Source organism: Cohnella phaseoli (assembly GCF_003386235.1).
GTDB lineage: Bacteria > Bacillota > Bacilli > Paenibacillales > Paenibacillaceae > Cohnella > Cohnella phaseoli.
In genome coordinates, this window is sequence record NZ_QRDZ01000001.1 from 84,381 (window position 1) to 101,853 (window position 17,473).

10 protein-coding genes are annotated in these 17,473 nt (G+C 55.4%); all 10 read left to right on the forward strand.

All coding sequences use genetic code 11. From position 1 onward, the window contains the following. The first annotated feature begins 17 nt into the window (after positions 1-17). The 10 genes from DFP98_RS00350 to DFP98_RS00395 all read left to right on the forward strand — a co-directional run bounded on the left by DFP98_RS00350 (position 18) and on the right by DFP98_RS00395 (position 17,421). Entirely contained in the window at positions 18-3,920 is a 3,903-nt protein-coding gene (locus DFP98_RS00350; protein ID WP_116058571.1) for a carbohydrate binding domain-containing protein, read from the forward strand. Between the two features lie 83 nt (positions 3,921-4,003). After that, the gene (locus DFP98_RS00355; RefSeq protein ID WP_116058572.1) at positions 4,004-5,746 is read left to right on the forward strand and encodes a sensor histidine kinase; all 1,743 of its coding nucleotides are present in this window, start codon (positions 4,004-4,006) and stop codon (positions 5,744-5,746) included. 6 nt (positions 5,747-5,752) lie between these two features. Further along, positions 5,753-7,441: a response regulator transcription factor gene (locus tag DFP98_RS00360; RefSeq protein WP_116058573.1), complete on the forward strand. Its 1,689-nt coding sequence runs from the start codon at positions 5,753-5,755 to the stop codon at positions 7,439-7,441. Between the two features lie 105 nt (positions 7,442-7,546). Further along, positions 7,547-9,286 carry an extracellular solute-binding protein gene (locus tag DFP98_RS00365; protein ID WP_116058574.1) on the forward strand — a complete coding sequence of 580 codons (1,740 nt, stop codon included), beginning with the start codon at positions 7,547-7,549 and terminating at the stop codon, positions 9,284-9,286. A 21-nt stretch (positions 9,287-9,307) separates the two neighbouring features. Continuing rightward, the gene (locus DFP98_RS00370) at positions 9,308-10,207 is read left to right on the forward strand and encodes an ABC transporter permease (RefSeq protein WP_116058575.1); all 900 of its coding nucleotides are present in this window, start codon (positions 9,308-9,310) and stop codon (positions 10,205-10,207) included. 23 nt (positions 10,208-10,230) lie between these two features. Further along, complete coding sequence (locus DFP98_RS00375; RefSeq protein ID WP_116058576.1) at positions 10,231-11,115, forward strand: carbohydrate ABC transporter permease; 885 nt, start codon at positions 10,231-10,233, stop codon at positions 11,113-11,115. A 52-nt stretch (positions 11,116-11,167) separates the two neighbouring features. Then, positions 11,168-12,598 carry a sialate O-acetylesterase gene (locus tag DFP98_RS00380; protein ID WP_220377037.1) on the forward strand — a complete coding sequence of 477 codons (1,431 nt, stop codon included), beginning with the start codon at positions 11,168-11,170 and terminating at the stop codon, positions 12,596-12,598. A 29-nt stretch (positions 12,599-12,627) separates the two neighbouring features. Next, entirely contained in the window at positions 12,628-13,374 is a 747-nt protein-coding gene (locus DFP98_RS00385; RefSeq protein WP_116058578.1) for a ThuA domain-containing protein, read from the forward strand. Between the two features lie 16 nt (positions 13,375-13,390). Further along, positions 13,391-14,362, forward strand: a complete 972-nt coding sequence (locus DFP98_RS00390; RefSeq protein ID WP_181917402.1) for a DUF4434 domain-containing protein — start codon at positions 13,391-13,393, stop codon at positions 14,360-14,362. 14 nt (positions 14,363-14,376) lie between these two features. Beyond that, entirely contained in the window at positions 14,377-17,421 is a 3,045-nt protein-coding gene (locus tag DFP98_RS00395) for an alpha-L-rhamnosidase-related protein (protein WP_116058580.1), read from the forward strand. Positions 17,422-17,473: the final 52 nt, after the last annotated feature.

A 17,473-nucleotide genomic window follows, 5' to 3' on the forward strand; every position in this document is an offset into this window, starting at 1 on the left:
ATCAAGGAGGAGTAATCGTGACAAGGTTGAAGTTGTCGTTTGTGCTCGGACTTATTGTCGCATTAACGCTGGGGGGTCTCCCTTATTATGAAAGCGCAAACAAAGTTTATGCCAGCTCGACGGTCGACATTGAACTAAGGAACAATAGCCCGGCCTACGGCGGTACGACGCTCGGAATGGGCGGGACGATCATGCCTTTCGGCTATCATGCTTCTTGGCAGGTGAAGGATTTTAACGACGACGATCTGGCGGCGATCATGACGCAGTTTAAGAAGACGGGCACGACGGTCGCTCGCCTATGGCTTGACGGTTCATGGTGGGAGCCCGCGAACGACAACAACGATCCGGACGTGATGCTGGATTCCGGCTTTACGTGGGACAGCATCGAGATGCGTTCCCTGTACAAATATCTGGAGGCCTTCAAGGCTATGGGCGTCGACGTATTCGTCGATGTTATGGTGGACGACCCGAGAGTCATGTATCCGTGGCTGATCGCCGAAAATAAAGTCAATACCGGCCCTAACGTCGGTCGGATTCCCGAATATGCCGAACACATTGCGGCCATGGTGAAGCACTTGGTCGTGACGAAGGGGTTCACGAACGTAAAATACGTATCATTCTCCGGGGAGCCGAACAACTTCTTCCTTGCTCCTCCCGGCGTGAGCAAGCTGGACAATTACAAGGCTTCCATGACGGCGGTCCATGACCGGCTGCAGCTTGAAGGCATGTTGGCTTACGTCAAGCTGATCGGTCCGGAAATCGGCTACAGCGATCACGATACCGCCGCCTGGCTGGACGACTTGTCGCTGAATATTCCTTCCAGCCTCGACGCCTACACGATTCACTCCGGACAGACGAAAGCCGAAGCGACGGACGGCTCGTATGTCGCTCTGCTCCAAAGCTTTATCGATATCGTCAAGAGCAACGATCCGGACGGCGCCGACAAGCCGATCATGATTACGGATTATACGCCTACCGGCACGATTCGCAGGCCGGAGGACGGCCTGAATGCGGTGGCGCTAATCGCCAACGGCTTAAGGACCGGGGTGAGCGAGTTCGGCAGATGGTCGTTCGCGGACGATATTTGGACGTGGCCCCCCGGCTCCAACCAAACCTCGACCAGCTTCGGCGATTATGGATTCGGCATGATCGGCAGCAAACAGGAGAACTTCACGCCAAGGCCGAATTACAAGGCGACGGCGCTCGCCTACAAGTTTGTACCCAGAAGTTCGACGACGTATGAGGCCGTCACGAGCGACGAAGCAGTCATCCCCGCCATGATCCGTACGGCGGAAGGCAAGCATACGATTATCGCGGTGAACTGGTCGGACAACGATGCGAACGTCAGCTTCGCGCTGGACAGCGCATTGAATACAACCTTCAAGAAGTATCGTTTTTCTTCCGCCTCGCTGGACCTGGTGGACAAATTCGGCGAAATTCCGTCCAGCTTCGGGACGAAGACCGTTAACGGCGTTTCGTTCACCGATACGGTACCGGCCAATACGATTTATTTTTATACGGATATTCCCGACGATTCGGCTCCCGGACAAGTGACCGGACTCAGCGCCGCCTCCGCAGATTTCAAGAAGGCGACGCTGTCGTGGACGGCGGGAACCGAAGCGGATCTGTCCTACTACAGAATCTATCGGGGCAATACGAGCGGCTTCGCCCCGTCGAGGGACAACAAGGTCGGGGAGATCTGGATTCCGGCCGGAGACGCGCCTGCCTTCAACGATCGTAACGTCGAGCAAGGGCAGACGTATTATTACAAGGTTTCCGCCGTGGATACTTCGGAGAACGAGGGGGGCTATTCGTCGGAAGCTTCCGTAACGATTGGCTCTGAAACATACTCTAATACTTTGTCTATGACCGATTCGACGGACTACGATTATTACGAGATCGACTCCGATTACGAGAACGGATACAAAGTCAGAGTGTACAAGAATGCGGGAGTTATCGGTTATGTACAAGACAAGCTCGGTTACAATAGGCAAAACCTAGGCCTGGATATTTTCAGTGCTCCGATGGTTTTCAAATACGACGCCAACGCGTACTCCGATAAAATCGTGAACGGGGGTGCGGAGAACGGCACGACAGCTCCAAGCGATTGGCATTCATGGAACAATGCGAACGGCACGTTTACGTGGGACTCCTCCGTGAAACACAGCGGCAGCCGATCGCTTAAAATTCACAATTCGGCGCAGACAGCCAACTCTACTTGGTACCAGCAGACGACGAATTTCGTTCCGGGCAAGCACTATGAGGCTTCTTATTGGATCAAGACGGACAATCTTATCGGACCCAACAGCGCCGGACGAGGCGCCTATCTGAACATTCAATTTTTGGATTCCTCCGGCAACACGATCAGAGCGACTGGCGGCGCAGACGCTTATTCCAACGTGGGAACTCAAGATTGGACGTATTTCACCTCGGACGTGACCGTGCCGCTCGGTACGGCGACGATCCAAATCGGGGCGAACCTGTACGAGAACAGCGGCACGGTCTGGTTTGACGATATCCGGTTCGAGGAACAGCCGGAGGTGGCTCTGGCCGGCCAGCATGGCGGTTATTATGCCGCGGATTCGGTGACCGCCCAATCGATATCCGCAACGCATAAGCAAATCGTAACGGTAGCGGGCGACGAGACGATGGTCTACGATTTTTACCCGGATCGGATCGAGATGAAGGTCCAAGGTCCCAATCCGGGCGGTTATTTCGTCGAGGACGGGGGCATCGTGCCGCGGAATGTTACGACTGCTTACTGGTCGGACGGCAGCGCGAATACGTTGAGCGATACTTATGCCGGGACGTTAATCGAGAAAACGACGACAAGCCTTGCTTTCTATCAGCCGCCTTCGCCTCAGACGATTCGCTACGAATTTGGCTCGCCCAAGCCGTTAACTGTCAAGAACGGCGCTCGATTCAGAGGCTATTACCCGAGATTTCAGATCGACAGCAACGAAGCTTTTACATTGAAGTTTCCCAAGAAGATAGACAATCCGAACGGAGGCGCCGAGAACGGCTCTGGAGCTCCGGCGGATTGGACCATGTGGAACCAGTCGGGGCACGGCGCGTTGACATGGGATGCAGGTACCTTCCATTGGGGCGGCAAATCGCTGAAAATCAGTCATGCGGCAACCGATAATTCCGCTTGGTACGCACAAGTGGAGGTGTCTGCCCCGACGCCGTCGATTCAACTGTCGGCATGGATCAAAACGTCGGCGATCTCGGGCAGCCAAGGCGCTTTCATCTCGGTGGAAGCCAAAGATGCGGCGATGAACGTGCTCGCTACCTATCGGACGCCGTTCGTGACGGGAACGACCGATTGGAAGAGATATGCATTAAGCTTAAACCCGCCGGCCGGCACGGCATATCTGTTCGTGGAAGGCAACTTGTTCGCCGCGACGGGTACGGCCTGGTTTGATGATTTCGAGCTGAATTCGGCCGATACCGGCATCGCCAACCCGGGCACGGAGGTCGGTTCGGGAAGTCCTGCGGATTGGTGGAGCTGGACGTCCTCCGGCACGCCTTTCGAATGGGACGGTACAACTTATTATAGCGGGAAGAAGTCGCTTAAGATTACGAATACGGCAAACCAGACTTCGACCTGGTATACGAAAAGAAGCAATCTGCAAATGAGCAAGGAATACGAATTCGGAGGCTGGGTGAAGACGTCGGGCGTAAGTCCGGGCAGCATGGGGGCCCAGTTCCAGGCCATCGCGCTCGATTCGAACGGAAAGTGGCTGCAGGCGAACATTGCTCCGAACGTGCTGCACGGAACGAACGACTGGACGTACGTCAGCGGTAAGATCACGCTTCCTCCGATGGCAAGCTCCTTGCAACTTGAGGCGCAGCTATGGGGGGTCAACGGGACGGCCTGGTTCGACGATCTGTTCATCAGACTAGTTGACAAATCCTGATCGCCATTATAATCAAGGCAGAGATAGTCGACTATCTCTGCCTTGATTTCTCTATTGCCGGGCTAACTTGGAGGTATTCGCTTATGAACGCAATCTGGAATCCGCAACGGCTGTCCATCTATCCGAAGATCGTCTTTACCTTTCTGATCGTTGTCATTCCGGTATTCGCGGTCAGCCTAATCATCAATCAGTCTGCGGCGGGCAACATGCGCGAGGAAATTCGGGGCGCGATGCAATCGAACGTTCATTTCTACTTGAGCTCGTTTCAAGCCGAAATGAACCGCATCGAAGCGCTGCAGAGAGAGTATTTGTTCGACGACGATTTCCAGAAGATAAGCAATATGGCCCATTTTATGCCCGTGCTCGATCGGACGAACGCTTTTCTGCGAATCGAGAAAAAGCTCGAGCTGCTGAAAAACTCCAATCTTTACGTTAACGAAGCGAGCGTTGACGTTCCCTTGATCGGAAAAATTATTCATTCCACCCGGTATGATGAAACGCCGATGCCCCTTGAGAAGGTGGACGCTTTGTCGCGTAAAACCAGATCCCCGCTTATCCGCTGGGACGATCGTCTCTACTTAAGCAGCGCATACCCTGAAAGCGATGACGACGAGGTTGCGCCGGTGTTTCTCATTGCCGTCGAGCTTTCGGAACGGCAGATCAACGATTCGCTAGACCAGATAGCCGGCATGGAAGGCAGCGGAGCCGCGCTTCTGGCCGATGACGGCTCTTGGATCGTGGATGGCGGGGCAAAATCCGGATTGGACGAGGCGCTGGCCGCGGAACTGCCCTCTTTCGCTTACGATTCCTCAGGACGCGGACAAGCGAAAATAAAGCTGGAAGGCACCTCCTACTTAATCACCTACGAGCGGTCTCAGGCGCTCGGAGCTATATTGCTGCTCTATTATCCCGAACGGCAAATTCTCAATCCGCTAAATGTCTATAAAGTTCTAATGTGGGTTCTGTCCGCATTTTCATTGGCGGTTATTGTCGGCTTCTCCTATTGGCTGTATCGAATTATCCATCGTCCGCTGCGGCAGTTGGTTCGCGCGTTCCGGAGAGTCGAGCACGGCGATTTGGGCGTTAACGTGCATTATCGCAAGTTCGACGAATTCCGCTACTTGTATAATCAGTTCAATACAATGGTCAACCGCCTCAGGGTGCTGATTCACGAGGTGTACGAACAGCAAATTCGCAATCAGCGAGCGGAATTAAAACAGCTGCAATCCCAGATCAATCCTCATTTTCTGTACAATAGCTTTTACGCCTTGTATCGCATGGCCAAAGCGGAGGATCTGGGCAATGTCGTAAAGATGACGCAGCATCTCAGCAAGTATTACCATTTTCTGACGAGAACGGGGATGGACGAGGTTTCCCTGGAGAAGGAGATCGACCACGCCAAATCCTATGTTGAAATTCAAATGATCCGCTTCCAGGGCCAGATCGAGGTGATCTGGCAAGCTGTTCCGGAGGATTGCAAGACGATTGCCGTCCCGCGAATGATTCTGCAGCCCCTTATCGAGAACGCGTTCCAATACGGTTTGGAGGAGCGGAAGGACAACGGCCGGCTCCATATCGTCTTCGAGCGGGAGAAAGACTGCTTAATTATCGACATCGAAGACAACGGCAACAATCTGACCGATCGAAAGCTATCGGAATTGAAAAGCTTGATGCTGACCGAGGATTTCACCGAGACGACAGGCATCATCAACGTGCACAAGCGCCTTCGGCTCAGATTCGGAGAATCGGGAGGATTGTGCCTCGCTCGGGGAGATAGCGGCGGCTTGCGGGTCACTCTACATATTCCTTACCGGAAAGAAGGATAAATCTACATGTACCGATTGCTTCTGGTAGATAACGAACGTCATGTCGTAGACGGGTTGTACGAGCTTTTTACTCAGGAATGCCAGCTCGACTTGGAGGCATACCGAGCGTATAACGGCGAAGAGGCCTTGAACTGGCTGGAACGGACAAAAATCGATATCGTCGTGTCGGATATCCGTATGCCGGAGATGAGCGGCTTGGAGCTGCAGAAGGAAATCGCGGAGCGATGGCCGCGGTGCAGGGTCGTTTTTCTGACGGGCTACAGCGAATTCGACTACATTCAGGACGCAATGAGAAACGGCGCATGCCAATATTTGCTTAAGACGGAGGGAGACGAAGCGCTGCTCGAAGCGGTGGAACGAATCATCGCCGACATTGAAGCGGAGCTTCGGCAGGACATTCTGGTCGAGCAGGCGAAGCGTCGTCTGAAGCTGGCTCTGCCGACGCTGCAAAGACAGCATCTGCTGGACCTGCTTCAGGAGAGCGCCTCGTCCGCACAGGACTTGGAGCAGTTTAAAGCACTGGAAATTCCGCTGGACTGCAATATGGACGTTCTTATCGCGATCGGGCGAGTGGACGATTGGAACGGATACCGGAGCAACTACGATCGTGCCCCGCTGTTATTCGCCATTCAGAATATCGTGGAAGAGTACTTCGCCGAGTCCGTCAATCTGGTGACGGTACCGTATGAAAGAACCCGGCTCATCTGGCTTATGCAGCCCAAGCCGCTGCCCGACGGAGCCCAACCCTCGGCAGGGGAGTGGAATCGCGCGATTCGGTTCGTGCACGGCATGATGGAGAGCGTTCAGCGAACGTGCAAAAGCCTGCTGAAATTGCCGCTATCGGTTACAGTGGCAGGCAAGGCGGCGGAGTGGCGCCGCGCAGGAGAGAAGTTCGACCGGCTTAAGCTGCTGTCAAGCCATGGTCTCGGCATGGGGCAGGAGCTTCTGCTGATTGAACCGGAACGCGAAGAGACGCACCGCGGGGATGCAGACAACTGGACATACAGAAGCCGTTTGCAAATCCGTCGAATCGAATTGCTTGCGGAATATTTGGAGAATGGACAGCGGTATCAATTTTTTCAAGAGTTTCCGCAAATCGTCGCAATCGTTTCCTCCCTGCCTGCCGCCGCAGAGTCGCTGACGCTGGAATTAAAATACGCATTCGGCCTGCTGTTCGTCCGCTTCCTGAACAAGTGGAGCCTGTGGGACGAGCTGGGGAAAACAGTGGACGTCGGACGACTGGCCTCGCTTGGAAACGCCGCGCCTTGGCCGGATACGGCGGAGTACTACGCGGAAGTCGCGGAACGGATTTTCCAATACAAGTCCGCCGGAAGGCAGCAGCAGGAAAATGATGTAGTGCAGCAAATCCACCATTACGTGCAGATGAATATTGCGGGAGATGTGTCGCTCACCAGAATCGGCGAAGTCGTAGGCCATAGCTCCGCCTATGTTTCCCGCTTATACAAGAACATCACTCAGACGAACCTTTCGGATTATATCCATGAGATCCGAATTGGCAAGGCGAAGGAAATGCTGGGCCAATCCCGCTTCAAAATCCAGGAGATCGCCAAGCTGCTCGGGTTTGAGAACGATCGTTATTTTTACCGGTATTTCAAGAAGGCGACAGGTCTGACTCCGCAAGAGTTCAGAGAGTCGCAGGAGCGTCGGCACGGTTACGACCGACAAGAAAAGTGAGTAAGAAGTAGAATCTTTAGAGTCGTTTCGCCGGCTCTTTTTCTTTTATGCTGAATACAGGAAGAGCAACGCGAACTTCCAGATCAATCTTTTGGGGGACATGACATGAAGACAAGCAAAATCGCATTGACAGCAAGCGCTGTAATCATGACGTTATCGCTCGTCATGACGGCCTGCAGCTCGAACAACCCGGCTTCGACAGGGACGCCCTCGGCCTCGAGTACGCCCTCCGCTTCCTCGACAGCGGCTGAGCCGGGGGCGACATCGGAGGCAAGCGAGTCGCCGAATCCGCTTGGCAAGTACGATACGCCGATCGAAATTACGTCCGTTCGCAATTATAACCAGGGGACGAAATTTATCGAAGGGGACAACGAAAACGTCAACACGTGGACGAGAGCTTACGAGGAAGAGCTCGGCATCAAGCTGAAATACGACTGGATTACGACGGGCACCTCCGACCAGTACTATCAGAAGCTTAACCTCTCGATCGCATCCGGCGACTTGCCGGATACGTTCGCGGTCGACGCGAAAACGCTGAAGCAGCTCGTTGAGGCGGATCAGCTCGAGGACTTGACGGAAGCGTACGAGAAGTACGCCTCGCCGCTGTTGAAGGAAGCGATCGCGGAATACGGCGATGTCGGCCTGGGCGCTTCTACGGTTAACGGCAAGCTAATGGCGCTCCCCGTGACGGGCAGCGGCGACTATTCCGGAAGCGAAGTGCTTTGGGTTCGCCAGGACTGGCTGGATAAGCTCGGCCTTCCCGAGCCGAAGACGTGGGACGACGTCCTGAACATCGCCCAAGCGTTCACGGAGCAAGACCCGGACGGGAACAGCAAGAAGGATACGTACGGTATTCCGATCAGCAAGGACATTAACGGATATCCCGATCTGCAAGGCTTCTTCAATGCCTATCAGGGGAATCCGTCCAACGTGGCCTGGAAACAGTACATGTGGATCAAGGACCCTTCCGGGGATGGATTGGCGTACGGAAGCATTCAGCCGGAAGTGAAGACGGCGCTGGCCAAGCTGCAAGAGCTGTACAAAGCGGGCATTGTCGATCCGGAATTCGGCGTCAAGGATACCGCCAAAGCGTTGGAGGGCATTACCGGAGGCAAGGCGGGGATGTATTTCGGCTACGGATGGGCGATGAACTGGCCGCTCGGCGAAGCCGTGCAGAAGGATCCGACGGCGAATTGGGTCGCTTATCCGATTCCGACGGCGGACGGTCAGCCGTTGAAGCTGTCTTATTACTTCCCGTTGAACCAGTGGTACGTTGTGAAGAAGGGCTCGGCGAATCCGGAAGCGATTATCAAGATGGCCAATCTCTATCTGGAGAAGCTTGCTCCGCAAACCGTCACGGTCGAGAGCAACCTGAAGTACGGCAAGTCGGAGGACGGCATTGAAATCATCAACATGGCGCTGATCAATTCCGCTTTCGTTACGGCTAACATGAACTCCGCGGCAACGATTCGCGCGGCCGTTGAGGCGAAGGATTCCTCCAAGCTGAAGTCGGATCAAGCCGCAACCTACGACGAAATCATGAAATATATCGAGACCACGGACCCGAAGTATTGGGTTCAATATTCCTTCATGAAAACGATGGAAGTCGTGGACGGCTATATTGCCGGCAATCATTATAAAGCGTCGCTCTACGGCGGGCCTCCGACCAAGACGATGGTGCAGAAGCAGGCGATTCTCGACAAGCTGGAGCTGGAGACGTTCACCAAGATTATTATGGGCGCCGCCTCGATCGACGAATTCGACAAATTCGTGGCACAGTGGAAGCAACTGGGCGGAGATCAAATTACGGCGGAAGTCAACGAGTGGTATGCGGCCTCTCAGTGACGCACGGGAGGAGGTTGGAGGATGATCTCGGGAAAGCTGCGACGGGAAGTGCCGCTGTATCTCATGCTCGTTCCGGGATTGGCGATTATTCTGATTTACTGCTACGTGCCGATGGCGGGCATCGGCATCGCTTTCCAGCATTTTATTCCGGCTAAAGGCTTCTTTAGCTCCGAGTGGGCGGGCATGGACAACTTCGAGTATATCGTGAAGCTGCCGGATACGTTCCGCGTGCTGTGGAATACGGTAATTATCGCGGTCATGAAAATGATTCTCGGACTTATCGTTCCGCTAGTCGTGGCGCTGCTGCTCAACGAAGTGACCAGAAGCGGCTTCAAGCGAAGCGTTCAGACGATGATCTATTTGCCCCATTTTTTGTCCTGGGTCATATTGGGCGGCATTCTCGTCGATATTTTGTCGCCGTCCGAGGGTATCGTGAACGGGATCGTTACAGCGTTCGGAGGAAAGCCGGTTTTTTTCCTCGCCGATAATTCCTGGTTCCGGTTCATTATTGTCGTAACCGATATTTGGAAGGAGTTCGGATTCGGAACGATCGTGTTTTTCGCCGCCTTGACGGGCATTAACCCGACCTTGTACGAAGCGGCCGCAATCGACGGAGCGTCCAGATGGAAGATGACGTGGAACGTGACGATTCCGGGCATCGTGCCGATCATTATTTTGCTCGCGACTTTAAGTCTGGGCAACGTGTTAAACGCGGGGTTCGATCAGATTTTTAATCTGTACAGCCCGATCGTCTATGAAACCGGAGATATTCTGGATACGATGATCTATCGGATCGGTCTTGTCGACGCGCAGTACAGCTTGGCTACGGCCATAGGCCTGTTCAAGTCGGTCGTTTCTTTCGTCCTGATCTCGGTGTCCTATTGGCTCGCTTATCGATTCGCCAATTACCGGATCTTCTAACGCAACGAGAGGAGAGCAAGAGGATGAAAGGTCAACGCACGCCGAGCCGCCAGGCGTTTATCGTTTCGAATTACTTCTTTTTGTCGGCGTTGTCGCTGCTGTGCATTTTGCCGCTCGTGCATGTATTAGCCGTTTCCTTAAGCTCGAGCGCCGCCGCGACGGCCGGGCAGGTCAACTTATGGCCGGTCGATTTCACTTTGAAGTCCTACCGATTCGTGGCGAGCAATCCGGCTTTTCTGGAGGCATTCTTCGTTACGCTTCAACGGGTGGGGCTGGGGATAGCGGTCAATATGCTGCTTGTGCTTCTAACCGCTTACCCGTTGTCCAAGGAGACGAAATCTTTCCGGGCACGAACCTGGATGGTGTGGCTTTTCGTATTCACGATGCTGTTTAACGGCGGACTTATTCCGACTTACATGACGATCAAATATACGCATTTGCTGGATAGCATCTGGGCATTGGTCATTCCGGGGGCCGTCCCCGTGTTTAGCGTTATTTTGCTCATCAATTTTTTTCGCGGACTGCCCAAGGAGCTCGAGGAAGCTTCGTTCATCGACGGAGCGGGCCACTGGAAGGCCCTATGGTCCATCTATGCCCCTCTGTCGCTGCCGGCCCTTGCGACTATCGCGCTGCTCACGATCGTCGGTCATTGGAATTCCTGGTTCGACGGTTTGATCTATATGAACAGCCGACACAATTACCCCCTGTCAAGCTATCTGCAGACGATCATCATTCAGCGGGACCTGAGCAACGTGACTTTGCAGGAGATGAAGGAGTTAAGCGACGTATCCGATCGAACGATGAAGGCCGCGCAAATTTTCCTGGGCGCTTTGCCGATTTTGGTGTTGTATCCGTTCCTGCAAAAGTATTTCGTGAAGGGTATCGTGCTGGGCAGCGTCAAAGAATGAACCGTGCCGTTGGGTGGCGCGGGGAATCGATTGTAAGGGGAAGATGACGGGGATGAATCCGATCGACTGGGAATGGTTTGACGGTCCTACGGCCTACCGCGTCTATCAACGGGATGAAACGGGATGCGCGGATATAGCGTTGAAGCTGAAGGCGAAGACCGGCCGCGGCGAGTCCGGGACGATTACGTGCGCGCTTCTCCCCGAACCGTCGCGGCCCGGTGATACCGAGCGAACGATGCAATTGCACCGTGACGGGGAAATTCATCAAGGGACATTCGAGAAGGTGCCCGCAGGCAATTACAAGCTGGTTGTCATTGCGGAAGGAGCAGCGGGCTTCAGTACGACAATTTCTCATGTCGCCGTAGGGGATCTGTACCTGCTGGCCGGACAATCGAATATGGAAGGCGTCGGCAAGCTGATCGACCCCGAGAGACCGTCTCGGGCGGTAAGATGCTTCTATTTGGACGATCGTTGGGGCGTGGCCAAAGATCCGCTGTGCTGGTTTAACGAAGCGGTGGATGCGGTCCATTGGCGAGCTCCGAGGGAGCGCCGGGCGGATGAGGCAAAAATGGATAGGTATTTTCGCCGCTTCGGCGCGGGACTCGGCATTCGCTTCGGCAAGGAAATGTACAAGTACAACGGCGTTCCCGTAGGCTTGATCATGTGTGCGCACGGCGGCACGAGCATGAAGCAGTGGGAGCCTCCGGCCGGCGCTAAGCGGGAGTTGCCGAGCGAGTCGTCCATGACTTCGGACTCCTTCTACGGCTCGATGATGCGAAGGCTTGCGGCGACCGGAGGCAGGGTGAAAGCCGTATTGTGGTACCAAGGCGAATCCGACGCCGCCGACCGAGCTCAAGCAGCGGCTTTCAAGAAGCGTTTTCTTCGCTTCGTCGCGGCGCTGCGAGCCGATATCGGGCAGCCTTCGTTACCGATCTTGTACGCGCAATTGAACACCTGGCTCGGAGACGCGGCAGCTTTTCCGCATTGGAACGACATCCAGCTCGATCAAGCTCTCGTAGAAGCCGAAATTCCCGGCTCCGCGCTCGTATCGACGAACGATCTGTCGTTGGCCGACGCGATTCACCTGGATACGTCGTCGCTGAAGCGGCTGGGCAGACGATTTGCCGTATTGGCGAGAGGCTTTTGCTTCGGGGATGAGACCTGTGCCCGAGGGCCGAGACCGATCGACTGCCGCTTCGCCGATGCCGACAGGACGAAGCTTTACGTCGCGTTCGAGCAGGTAAACGGAAGACTGATGCCAGGCAAGCAGATTCAAGGCTTTCAGGTCGCAAATGGCGACGAAAACGTACCGATTGCGGAGTGCCGGCGGGATAAGCGAGACGGAAGCGTCGTCGTATTGACCTTTGCCCGTCCCGTGCCCCGGAGGAGCGTGCTCGGCTACGGATTGGGGCTGAATCCCGTGTGCAATTTGCGGGACAGCGCCGATCTGGCGGCGCCGGTATTCCGTTATCCGCTCGATTGACCGAAACCGTCAAGGAAGGTGTATAACCGATGATTAAAGTAACGGTATGGAATGAATATTCGCATGAGAAAATCAACCCTCGAGTCCGCGAAATCTATCCGGAAGGCATCCACAAGGCGATCGCCGCCGGTATCGCGGGCAATGGGATACAAGCTGAGACGGCGACTCAGGACCAGGATGAGCACGGTTTAAGCGAAAGCGTACTCGCGGAAACGGACGTGCTTATCTGGTGGGGACACCTGCTGCACGAGCAAGTGGACGACGCAATCGTCGAACGCGTGCATCAAAGGGTGTTGGACGGAATGGGGCTGATCGTGCTTCACTCCGGGCACTTCTCCAAAATATTCCGCAAGCTGATGGGGACCGGCTGCGCCCTGTCATGGCGCATTGCCGACGAGAAGGAACGGCTGTGGGTGATCGACCCGTCGCACCCGATCGCGGAGGGACTGGGGGCCTCGATCGAGCTGGAACGGGAGGAGATGTACGGCGAGCATTTCGATATTCCCGCGCCGGACGAATTGATCTTCGTCAGCTGGTTCGAAGGCGGCGAGGTGTTCCGCAGCGGCTGTACCTACCGCAGAGGGCTCGGTAAAATCTTTTATTTCAGGCCGGGACACGAGACGTACCCGACCTATCATAACGCCGAAATTTTGAAGGTGATCGCGAATGCGGTCAGATGGGCGGCTCCGTCGGCGGGAACGAAGCCGATTTACCAAGAGATTCCGGTTTCTCTGGAGCCGATTAGAAGCCGACCTGTATCGGGCGGCCAAGATTAAGGAGATGCCGGGAAATATGCTTCCGATAAGAGGTTCGCTTTATTACGTAGATAAATCGTTCGACGCCAAGCGCATCGAGAAGGAACTGGATGCGCAAAAGGCTGCTGGATTCGACCTTCTTTGGATCAACGGACCGCTACTTCATCCGGATTATCCGCGGGAAGCGGCCGCATTCGATCCAATCGAGGTCATCATGCGGGAAGCCGCCTACAGAAAGATGACCGTCTATTTGGAAGTGATGGCCAGAGAGGATTGGCATGAGCATTGGGATTTATCGGTCGACTTGCCGGCAAGCCGTGCGATCTTGGAGCATTTGAGCGCTAAATACAACCGATACGCTTCTATGGCGGGGTACTATTTGGGCAACGAGATTTATGTCGTCGAAGGTCGGGAACGGGAATACTGCCTGGCGCTGTGGAAGGAGGTCGCGGAGTGGTGCCGGGAGCTTACTCCGGGGTGCAGAGTGGTGCTGTCTCCGTTTTTCGTGACCGACCGCAGGGAGGTGCTCGGCTATCCCTATGCGGAGCCTTCCGTCTATGAATCGTTCTGGAATGACATATTCCGGGAAGTTACTCTCGACTCGCTGCTCCTCCAGGATTCCGGCGCGGAGCACGGAGCCTTCTTCGACCTTGACGAACGCGAGCCCTATTTCGCCGCCGTAAGGCGAGCGTGCGTTGCTAATGGCGTTGAATTGTGGGGGAACGTCGAGCTTGCGGAAATCGCCGTAGCCAATTACGAAGAATTAAAGGCATTCCGAGGAGAACTCGGAGCGAACGGTCCGGGATTCCAAGATACCCGATGGATTCAGGTGCCGATCGCCAAGCTGGAAGCAAAGATGGCGCTAGCCAGCCGCTACTGCAGTGAACTCGTAAGCTGGGGCTACCAACAATTTGTCAGCCCTTGCTCAGGCAAGACGGGGGCGAGGCCGTACGAACGACAATTTCGCAAGTTGAATAAGATGGCGGCCGCTTCGCAGGCCGGCAAATAGCGGGAGGTTTCCAGATGTTCGATGCCCGATCGGCCGTCCGCGACCTAGCGGGAGCCCGATGGATCAGTCACGGCGGGGAGAGCGCGGAACGTCTCCGCAGCAATGCTTGGTTCTGTTTTCGCAAAACTTTCGTATGTCCGGAAAGGCGCGACGACAGTCTGCTGCATATTACTGCAGACTACCGGTACACCGTATGGGTGAACGGAGAGTGGATCGGACAAGGTCCTATTAGAGGTTGGCCGCAAGCTTACTTTTACGATACCTACGACGTATCTCCTTATCTTCGCCAAGGCGCCAACGTCATTGCCGTATTGCTGCAGACGCTGGATGTGGCAACCTTCCAGTACGTCCCGTCGGACAATCCGGGCTTTGCCGCGAGGCTGCATGGAGGGGGAGCGGACGGAGAATGGTCCGTCGCGAGCGATGCCTCGTGGGTGTGCGGGCTTCACTCTGCGCTGATGGAGCTGACGCCTCGCATCTCGATCCAGCAAGCCTTCGCGGAGCATTTCGACGCTTGCCTGGAGCCGGTCGGCTGGAAGCTTCCAAGCGATGAGAACGGCGATGAGACGCTGATTCGCGAAGCCGGCTCGCAATGGAGACATGCCGTGGAGTCGGATGAACTGCCTGCCGTCCGCCCCCGAGATATCCCGCATCTTACCGACGAGGAGATGTATCCGATAAGCCTCGCGGAAGCGTCGATTGTACGGCTTCCGCTTCCCGCTTGGAGCGTGGATCTCAGGAGCTTGCTGCTGTCGGGCGCGGAGGCGCGGGACGCCAATCTGCACTTCGCTCACGGTATGTTGGCTACTACGCTGAACGTCGCTCGTTTCGTCTCTGTCCGTTTCCATTTTCAGGATAGAACGTCGGGATTGAATACGCGCATGGCTGTTAACGGTCAGGTTCTACAGCCGGTCGACGATTCCGGAAGCCACTGGAGCGGCCTGTTTCATTATGACGTTCGGCTGCAGCCGGGCGAAAACCTGCTGCTCTTCTGGTTCGATGGCTTGGCGCACGAATTCACTTTCCAGGCGGCACCGGAGATTGTCGGACAATTCGATTCAGCTGAAGAGTTGGACAATACAGCGCGCAACGAGCTTATCCCTCGTCTTCCGGATATCCCCGATAGCGGGTTTGCTTTTTACCGGATCGAGGGGCATGCGGATGTGCGCGAGGCGATCTTCGAAGCTTTAACTGCGGCGGCGGACTGGACCCAGTGGCAGAAGGCTGCGGATGGCAGATGGTTGAATATTCCATCTGCCGCGATACATGCCGACAACGTCTTCCTGCGCTTGCGGCATTCCGCTGCTGTTGATATTGGCGGCTCGTCCGATCGGCACTATGGCGAATTGGCCTCATTCGGGCATAACTGCTGCACCCGTAACGGCGATTGTACCGTCATTGCGGCTCCGCCCGCAGGGGAAGCGGTTCGACTGGTGCTGGAATTCGAGAAAATGACGTCCGGCTTGATCGAGTTCGAAATTTACGGCCGGCACGGCGCGATTGTCGATTTCTACGGCTTCGAAGCCTATAGCGGCGAAGAACCGGTTCATATGGATTCGATGCACAACACGATGCGTTATCAATGCAGGGAAGGCTGGCAAACCTATCGGTCGTTGACTCAGCGCAGCTTCAGATATTTGGTCGTTCAGCTATCCGGGTTTCAAGAATATATCAAGCTGAAGTACGTTCGTTGTCTCCTCCGAACATACCCTGCCCCAGCAATCGGCAGATTCCGCTGCGACGACGAAAGATTGAATCGCATTTTCGAGATGAGCCGTTGGACGGCCCGTTTGTGCAGCGACGACGTATTCGTGGATTGTCCGACGTACGAGCAGGCGTTTTGGGTCGGGGATGCTTATGTCATGTCGTTGGCGACATCATCGTTGTTCGGCGCCGAGCGCCTTATCGAAAGGTGCCTGTTGCTTGCCGCGGAGTCATTGAACCGCTCCCCCGTGGTGGAGTCGCAAGTGCCGAGCGGATGGGAAAACGTATTGTCCACCTGGAGTCTCTTATGGGCGCTCGCCTGCGCGAATCATGCGCGAAGAGGCGGATACGGAGAGTTTGCCGAACGGATATATCCTTCTTTGCGCCAACAAGCGCTTTATTATCGCGAGCATCTGACGGACGAGTCGACGGGTCTGCTGCGCTCTCCATACTGGAACTTGCTGGATTGGGCGGCTATCGATGCTCCGTCATCTGCGATTGTCACGCATGTGAACGCCTGGTATGCCGAGAGCTGCCGCGAAACCGGACAGATGGCCGCCCGGCTTGGGAGGGAGAACGATGCGGAAATCTTCCTGGGCATCGCGGAAGCCATCTGTGAAAAAATCAACGCTCATCTGTGGGACGAATCCAAGCAAGCGTTCGCGGATTGTCTGCACGATAACGGAGAGCTTAGCGCTACGGCGAGCGAGCAGACGCAGATCGTATGCTATCTGAACGACGTTGCGCTCCCGCAGCGGCGTTCGGCCCTTCTGCCTTACTTCAAGGGAGAGGTGACCGATACGGTGCGCTCGGCTACGCCGTTCATGCGATTTTTTAAGCTCCAAGCGCTGCAAAAGGCGGGTCTCATCGCTCCTCTTCTGAACGAGGTCCGTACAACTTGGGGCTATATGGCGGACGCGGGCAGCACGACTTGCTGGGAGGATCTCCCCGGCAGATGGGCGCCGGGTTACCCTACGCGAAGCTATTGCCACGGCTGGAGCGTGGCTCCGGCTTACTTCCTGCCGCATGGCATCGTCGGGATCGGGGAGCTCGATACGTCTTCCCGTAGCCTTGAGATTTCTCCGAAGCTGGGAGATTTGCGTTGGGCCGATTGCCAAGTCATGACCGTCAAAGGCGCCGTTGCCGTGCGGATAGAAGTTTCGGAGCATTCGTTCCGAGCAAAGGTGCGACTGCCCGAAGGCATTACCGGATGGCTTCGGTTGCCCATGGAAGCTCACCGGGTGGGATCGATCGCGATCGACGGCCAGACCGCAATCGGCGCCTATGTTCGGAACGGCTGTTGGATGATTCCCCTGCAAGGGGGCCGAGCGACGCGAGTCTGCGCCGATTCATAGCTTAACTGTTGGTGACGCTGTGCCGAGACAATAGGAATATCCAGTAACATAT

Coding starts and splice junctions, on each gene's coding strand:
- DFP98_RS00355 (WP_116058572.1), top strand. CDS start 4,004: ATGAACGCAATCTGGAATCCGCAACGGCTGTCCATCTATCCGAAGATC.
- DFP98_RS00365 (WP_116058574.1), top strand. CDS start 7,547: ATGAAGACAAGCAAAATCGCATTGACAGCAAGCGCTGTAATCATGACG.
- DFP98_RS00380 (WP_220377037.1), top strand. CDS start 11,168: ATGAATCCGATCGACTGGGAATGGTTTGACGGTCCTACGGCCTACCGC.
- DFP98_RS00360 (WP_116058573.1), top strand. CDS start 5,753: ATGTACCGATTGCTTCTGGTAGATAACGAACGTCATGTCGTAGACGGG.
- DFP98_RS00385 (WP_116058578.1), top strand. CDS start 12,628: ATGATTAAAGTAACGGTATGGAATGAATATTCGCATGAGAAAATCAAC.
- DFP98_RS00375 (WP_116058576.1), top strand. CDS start 10,231: ATGAAAGGTCAACGCACGCCGAGCCGCCAGGCGTTTATCGTTTCGAAT.
- DFP98_RS00390 (WP_181917402.1), top strand. CDS start 13,391: ATGCTTCCGATAAGAGGTTCGCTTTATTACGTAGATAAATCGTTCGAC.
- DFP98_RS00370 (WP_116058575.1), top strand. CDS start 9,308: ATGATCTCGGGAAAGCTGCGACGGGAAGTGCCGCTGTATCTCATGCTC.
- DFP98_RS00395 (WP_116058580.1), top strand. CDS start 14,377: ATGTTCGATGCCCGATCGGCCGTCCGCGACCTAGCGGGAGCCCGATGG.